The organism is Herbaspirillum sp. UBA812 (assembly GCF_002296545.1).
Lineage (GTDB): Bacteria > Pseudomonadota > Gammaproteobacteria > Burkholderiales > Burkholderiaceae_D > Herbaspirillum > Herbaspirillum huttiense.
Genome location: NZ_DBIC01000215.1, coordinates 1 through 5,231, shown reverse-complemented (window position 1 = coordinate 5,231; position 5,231 = coordinate 1). Strand labels below are relative to the sequence as shown.

General features: G+C 66.5%; 4 protein-coding genes. 3 read left to right on the top strand and 1 reads right to left on the bottom strand.

The features are described 5' to 3' along the window. Window positions 1-314 precede the first annotated feature (314 nt). A complete protein-coding gene (locus B3873_RS14210; RefSeq protein WP_039785790.1) occupies window positions 315-1,013 on the bottom strand; it encodes an HAD-IA family hydrolase in 699 nt (232 codons plus the stop codon). Window positions 1,014-1,707: 694 nt separating this feature from the next. On the opposite strand from B3873_RS14210, the gene B3873_RS14205 reads away from it, so the two are divergent. The 3 genes from B3873_RS14205 to B3873_RS14195 all read left to right on the top strand — a co-directional run. Next, window positions 1,708-2,232 carry a sigma-70 family RNA polymerase sigma factor gene (locus B3873_RS14205; protein ID WP_286866831.1) on the top strand — a complete coding sequence of 175 codons (525 nt, stop codon included), beginning with the start codon at window positions 1,708-1,710 and terminating at the stop codon, window positions 2,230-2,232. Window positions 2,233-2,251: 19 nt separating this feature from the next. After that, the gene (locus B3873_RS14200; protein ID WP_286866830.1) at window positions 2,252-3,286 is read left to right on the top strand and encodes a FecR family protein; all 1,035 of its coding nucleotides are present in this window, start codon (window positions 2,252-2,254) and stop codon (window positions 3,284-3,286) included. Between the two features lie 64 nt (window positions 3,287-3,350). Then, window positions 3,351-5,231 (top strand): TonB-dependent siderophore receptor (locus B3873_RS14195; RefSeq protein ID WP_286866828.1); only part of this gene is annotated, 1,881 nt, incomplete at its 3' end.

Sequence of the window (5,231 nt, the reverse complement as noted above, 5' to 3'; positions counted from 1 at the left end):
AGGCGCTGGCGGCGCTGGTGGAGAGACCACCAGCCAAGGTGGCCTGCATGCCGCCGGCCAGCAGCATTTTGAGAATGTCGCGCCGGCTGGCACCGCGCTTGAGGCAATCCATCAGGCCGGCGGTGTCGCTGGCGCTGAGCAGGTCGAGTTTGTTCTTGCTGTTGTGGTCCATGGTGCGGCTCCCTGTGTGGTTGAGGCGTGATAAGACCGGCGGGGCGATGGCGGCCCGCCTGGACTCGAATGCACTGATGCAAGCCGGCACGGCGCTGCGTGCCGGTGAATGCGGACTCTGCGGCCCGCTGTGAAGGTGAAGCTTATTGGCCCGCTTCTACCGCATCGGCCAGTTGGGCCAGCGTGTGGAAGTGGTAATCCGGTACGGTGTGTTCGGAAGCGATGGTGCCGCCCGAGCTGGACTTGCCGTGACGGCGCTCGATCCAGCAGGTGGTGATGCCCAGGCGCTTGGAGACGCCGATGTCGTGATACTGGCTTTGCGCCACATGCAGGTTGTCGGCCTGGCGATAGCCCCATGCGCCTTCGAAGCGGCCACGGGCGTAGGCGAAATATTGCGGGTCGGGTTTCTCGCAAAGGGCGTCGTCGCAGCTCAGCAGCAGGTCAAACGGTTCGCCCAGGGTGCGGGCGAAATGTTGCAGGGCCCAGGTTTGCGCATTGGTCATGGTGACCAGCTTGTAGTGCTTGCGCAGGCGTTGCAGCGCCTCTGCCGAATCCGGGAAGGCCGGCCAGTCGGCCACCGAATCGCGCAGGCCGCGCGCCAGCTCCGGGGTGTCGGGCAGGCCCAGCCCCGGGGCGATGACATGCCAGCAGCGCTCGAGGTCATCCGGATACCAGCCGGTATTGCCATCGCTGCGCGCGGCGCGATAGGCCGCGAGGAAATCTTCGTCCGTGATCTTGCTGCCGGGAGCGGCCTTGCGCAGGTAGGCGAGCATGCCGCCTTCGAAATCGATGAGAGTGCCGACGACGTCAAACGTGAGTACCTTGAAATCCTTCAGAGGCATGTCTTGCTCCAGAAAAAAGGGAATGACGATGAGAGTGGGGGCTGGCCACGAATGGCTGCGCGGGGGCCAGTGGGTCCAGAATACGGGCGCGGGTGCGGGAGCTTGATGCAAAAAAGGCCAATCAAACCGCACAGAATTTTTTTCTGGTCGGCTGCTACAGCATGCTGTGGCAGCCGTTCCCGGCCTCTTCCGCCGGGCGGGAATCCGCGCCTGTGCGTTCTCATCACGAGGCCGCCACGCAGCAGCATGGCGAGGTCGCGGATGCCTTGTCGGGCAACCGCAAGATCGTCGGTTTGTCGGAGGGTCGGCGGAGAAGCGCGCCGGGCAGGGAAACAACGAGGCAGGGATGGAACTCAGGCAGGCGCGGCAGAGGATGCGGCGAAAAGAAAGCAGATGAGTCCCCCCCGAGCTGCCGACGCCGCGCTATGCGGGCCGATCTTTTCCCCCCTCCAGGGTGACTCATCTACCAGCGGCATTCTAGCGGGGCTTGCCGGGAAAGAAACTAGTCCATTTGGACTGCCGCAATCAGAAAGGCGGGAGGCAGATGCATATACACATCAAAAGATGGCAAGTGATGCATATGTCGGCGATTTTTCTCCTTCCTGAAAGACGATGCGTCTTCACCGCCGTTGTCAAACTTCATATCCGCCGCTAAAATGAGAATTATTATTATTTAGAAACTGCCGGCTCCCTCATGCCCGTCCCGCACTCCGCCGACGCCCAGCGCATCGACTCGCTCTACCGCGAGCATCATGGCTGGCTGCAGCAGTGGCTGCGGCGCAGGCTGGGCAGCAGCAGCGATGCGGCCGACCTGGCCCAGGATACCTTTCTGCGGGTGCTGGGCAAGCCGCAAGTGCTGGCTGAAGTACGCGAACCGCGCGCCTGGCTGACCCGTATCGCGCAGGGCCTGGTGGTGGACAAGGTCCGGCGCGACGAGGTCGAACGCGCCTGCCTGGAGGCCATCGCCCATCTGCCGGCACCGGAAGTGATCTCGCCCGAGGCCAGGATGCTGCTGGTGGAGGCGCTGGCCACCATCGACGCCATGCTGGAAGGCCTGGGAGCCAAGCCGCGCGAGGCTTTCCTGATGTCCCGGCTAGACGACCTGGGCTATGCCGAGATCGCCCGGCGCATGGGCGTCTCGCTGAGCAGCGTCGAAAAATACATGGCGGCCGCCATCCGCCATTGCTACCTGATGCGGCAAGCCTGGCAAGCCAGCTGAAGCACATCCTCTCACGCTGATGTCTGCCAATCCAATGCCTTCGGCCCCACCTGATCCGGTCCTGGAACAAGCCATCGCCTGGCTGGTCCAGCTGCGGGCGCAGCCCTCCGGTGTGGCGCCGGATCCCGCCTTGCAGGCCCGCATCGATGCCTGGCGCGCGGCAGATGGCCGTCATGAAACGGTGTGGTCAGAGCTGATGGCATCAGAAGCCCAATTCCAGCGACTGGTGGCCTTGCCGGTCGCGCCCGCGCAATGGCAGCAACCGCTCTCGGCGCTGAACCGCTCGCGCAGCCGCCGCCAGTCGCGCCGTCGCTGGCTGGGCGGGGTGGCGCTGGGCCTGGGCAGCGTAGCCCTGGCCGGCCTGGCCGCGCGTCAGGCCGGGCTGTTCGATAGCCTCGCCGGCCAGCGCTACGCCACCGGGACCGGCGACCAGCGCCGGGTGACCCTGGGTGACGGCACGCAGCTGGCGCTCAATACCGCCACCGCCGTGCAGCTGCAGTTCGATGCGGATCAGCGCCTGATCACGCTGGAACGCGGCGAAATCTTCATCGATACCGGCCGCGATGCACTCTCGCCCCGCCATCGTCCCTTCCTGGTCCAGACCGCCCAGGCCCGCCTGCAGGCGCTAGGCACGCGCTTCGCCGTGCGTCAGCAAGAGGGCGTGACCCGCCTGAGCCTGCTCGAAGGGCGGGTGGCCGTGGACACGGGGCAGGGCACGCGTACCGTGATCGTCCCCGGCGAAACAGTGGAGATCGATGCTGGCGGCAACCTGCGGCGGCAAGCCACTGCGGCGGCGGCCATGGACCCCACGGCCTGGCTCGATGGCACGCTGGTGGCGCGCGACATGCGCCTGGGCGACGTGGTGGCCGAAATGGCGCGCTATCGCCACGGGTGGCTGTACTGCGAGGACGGCGTGGCATCCCTGAAGGTGTCGGGCGTGTTCCAACTGCGCGATGGCGAGGCGGCGCTGGAGTCGCTGGCGCAAGCGCTGCCGGTGCGCATCGAACAGCGCACCCGCTTCTGGGTCCGGGTGACGGCGCTGAACAGCCGATAAGAATTTTCTGGCAGGGATTGCGGGTTTTGGGGTCCTGCTTCGGCATACCTCATGAAACCAGTGAATGTTCTTGTCATTTTCCATGCCCGCCCTCATCCCGCCGCGACTGCACGCTGACCGTCTGCGCCGCCCCTGCCTCGTGCTCGGGCTGCTGCTGGCCTGTGCCGTGCCGGGCTTGGGCGGACTCGCCTGGGCGCAGGAGGCGAGGGCAGTGCATCGCCATTACCAGCTCGGTGCCGGACCGCTGGACGAAGCCCTGAACCGGTTCGCGCGTCTGGCCGGCATCACGCTCTCCTATGCGCCGGACATGGTGCAGGGCCGAACCGCCCCCGCCCTCGATGCCGATCTGGCGGTGGAAGATGCCCTGGCGCAGTTGCTGGCCGGATCCGGACTGCGGGCAGTGCGCACCCCGGGCGGCGGCTATGGCCTGCAATGGCAGGGGCCGACGCGTTCCGGCAATGACCTCATCCCCGAGCAGGGCCAACGCCTGAAACAGGTCGTCATCATCGGCCGTCCCGACCCTCTGGCGATGCACGAGGGGCCGCCAGATTACGCCGCCACCCACGGCCAGACTGCAACCCGCACCGCCACCCCGCTGCTGGAGATCCCGCAATCGCTCTCGGTCGTCACGCGCGAGGAAATGGACGCACGCGGAGCCGCCAGCGTCATGGACGCGCTGCGCTACCTGCCGGGGGCCAACACCCAGACCCATGGCGTGGACCCACGCGGCTACGACTACTTCAACCTGCGCGGCTTCATCAATGCCCAGAACACCAGCAACTACCTCAACGGCCTGCGCCAGCTGGTGGCGGGCTTCGGCATGTTCCGCACCGAAGCCTATGGACTGGACCGGGTCGAAGTGCTGCGCGGCGCGGCCTCGGCCACCATCGGCCAGGCCGATCCGGGCGGGGTGGTCAACCGCATCAGCAAACTGGCCGGCGCGGAGTCGCCCGATGAACTGGTGCTGTCGGCAGGGACCTTCAACGCGCGCCAGCTGGCCGCCGACCTCAGCGGCACGCTGGCTGAGGATGGGCAGGCGCAGGCGCGTCTCGTAGCGCTGGTGCGTGATAGCGATACCCAGTTCCGTTACGGCAATGGCCGCGCCGTGGAAAACGACCGCCTGTATCTGGCCCCCTCGCTCAAGCTGCGCCTGGGCAGCGACACCAGCCTCACCTTGCTGGCCGACTACCTCAAGGACCGCAACGGCAGCAGCCGCTGGACCGCCGTCAACGCCGACGGCAGCCTCACCCACACGCTGGTGGGCGATCCCGGCATCGACCGCCAGCGCGGCGAGCAATGGTCGCTGGGCTGGCAGCTGGCGCATCGCCTGAATGAAAACTGGCAGCTGCTACAGGACTTTCGCCAGGCCGGCTTGCGGTCGCAGTATTCGGTCCTCAATCCGGTCAGCCTCAGTGGCAGCGTGCTCACCCGCATGGCGGCACGCTACGACACGCAACTGCAAAGCAGCCAGCTCGATACGCGCCTGCAAGGCCAGTTGCAGCAGGGTGACGCCGAACACACCGTGGTGCTGGGCCTGGACCTGACTCGCCTGCATCAGGACGAGCAGCGTTATCGCGGCAACGCGCCCAGTCTGGACCTGGATGCGCCGGTCTACGGCCTGCCCATCGCCATGGCCTCGCAACTGGTCGCGCGCTTGCAGGAGGACATGCAGCAGACCGGGCTCTACGTGCAGGACCAGATTCGTTACGGCGCACTGGTCTGGACGCTGGGCAGCCGCTATGACCGCGTCACCGACACCACCCGCAACCTGAGCACGGCAGTGCGCACCGACACGCGGGCCCATGCGCTCAGTCATCGCGCCGGTGTGTCGTGGAAGCTGATGCCGTCGCTGGTGCCGTATCTGAGCGTGAGCACGTCCTTCCTGCCGCAGCCTGGGCAGGATGTGGCGGGCCGGCCGTTCTCCCCCAGCCACGGACGTCAGATC